General features: G+C 66.7%; 3 protein-coding genes and 1 pseudogene. All 4 read right to left on the bottom strand.

Annotated elements, in window-relative coordinates:
- Nucleotides 1-133: Rpn family recombination-promoting nuclease/putative transposase (locus tag AC5LUJ_RS12775; protein WP_493464991.1), on the bottom strand; the 133-nt coding region annotated here is incomplete at its 3' end.
- A gap of 269 nt (nt 134-402) precedes the next feature.
- Nucleotides 403-804 (bottom strand): type II toxin-antitoxin system VapC family toxin, encoded by a 402-nt coding sequence (locus AC5LUJ_RS12770; RefSeq protein WP_250291777.1) that lies wholly within the window; start codon nt 802-804, stop codon nt 403-405.
- Complete coding sequence (locus AC5LUJ_RS12765) at nt 801-1046, bottom strand: hypothetical protein (RefSeq protein WP_250282741.1); 246 nt, start codon at nt 1044-1046, stop codon at nt 801-803. Before AC5LUJ_RS12765 ends, AC5LUJ_RS12770 begins: the two co-directional genes overlap by 4 nt.
- A gap of 67 nt (nt 1047-1113) precedes the next feature.
- Nucleotides 1114-1408 (bottom strand): annotated as a pseudogene (locus AC5LUJ_RS12760) (flavodoxin family protein); the annotation flags it as partial.

Below are 1408 nucleotides of genomic sequence, written 5' to 3'. Positions count from 1 at the left end.
GCGCCAGCTGGTCCAGATCAAGCCGGGCCACCAGCCCCGGCGGCAGCACCGCACGCAACTGTGACGCCGCGTTCGACGGCGTCCCCAAAATCCGGCGAAACACCGCGTCATGAGGCGTGGACGGACTCGACATGGCCGCACCCTACCGACACCCACCGACACCCTCGCCCCGCCACCACAACACAGCTACACCCCGACCCTGGTCACCGCCCGTCGTTCCTCACGACCACCCGTCTGGTCGAGTCGGAACGCTCGACCACTAGCGGTCAGCTACGGCATCAGGCGCGCGGCCACCATGGCCCCCAGCTCCCAGCATGCCCCTCGCCGCCTAAACCAACATCAACATCAGGGTGCTGGGGCGCACACCCCTGAATGGACACCCGTCGAAGTCTGCCTGATCCTTTACCGGGTGACGATGACCGTCGCGCGGTGTCCGGCAGCGTTCTTGAGCTTGGTGTCGCCTGTGAGCAGTTCGCAGCCAAGTGCTTCGGCGAGCGCGATGTAGGCGGCGTCGTAGGCGCCGAGGTTGTGCCGTAGCTCCCACATCCGGGGGTGGTAGGGCCAGACCGGATGACGGGTGATCCGCAGGCGCGCGTAGTCAGCCAGCATCTGCTCGCCGCGATGGTCCGTGATCTTCTTTCCGCCGGCAAGCCCGCGGACTGTTGACGCGACCTCGACGTCGAGATGGTGCGGGGCGTGCAGCGTGCGCGGGGCGGACAGGCGCTGCCGGAGCACCTCGTCGCCATTGCGCACGGACAGCACATCGATGACGAGCGAGCAGTCAACCACGTACGTGAGGGTCAACGCCGCCCCGCGTCGCGCGCCGCGAGGATGTCGTCCATGGTGAGCTCCACCGGTTCCCTGTCGCGGGCGATGCGGGCGATGACCTCGGCGTTGGTCTCCGTAGCCGCGTCGGCATCCATCAGGTCCCGCAGGTACCCGGACAGTGACTGGCCGAGCGATCTAGCGCGCTCGCGGAGGACCGCGAGCGTCGTCGGATCGACATCACGCACCTGGATGATGCCCAGGTCGGCGGACTCGCTCATCTGTTCACGCTACCACACTTTCATGCATGGCGCATGAATCCTCCTCGATACCCACCAGACCCGAGCGCTACGGCATCAGACTCGCCGCCGTGCTGGCGCCCAGCTCCCAGCAGGCATCCCGGTCCTTCGCATCCGGGGTACCGATTACCGTCACCGGCTCGCGCAACCGTCGCCAGCCCAGGCCGGTCGCGATCGACTCCACCGCCCGCACCGCACCCATCGTGTCGTTGTTGCCATGCACGTACAGCGTGTAAGGGCGGCCGACGGTGGCGTCCAAACAGGGGTAATGGTAATTAGGCTTGGTCGAAGAAGTGTTTGAGTGCGCCGGACATGTAGCCGATGTTCGCCGGCGTGCCGAGGAG

It is taken from the genome of Protofrankia sp. CiP1_Cm_nod3 (assembly GCF_982290655.1).
This window is presented reverse-complemented; position numbering and strand designations above follow the sequence as displayed.

Bases quoted from the DNA above. Each gene is read 5' to 3' on its own strand.
- AC5LUJ_RS12765 (WP_250282741.1), bottom strand. From the start codon at position 1,046: ATGAGCGAGTCCGCCGACCTGGGCATCATCCAGGTGCGTGATGTCGAT.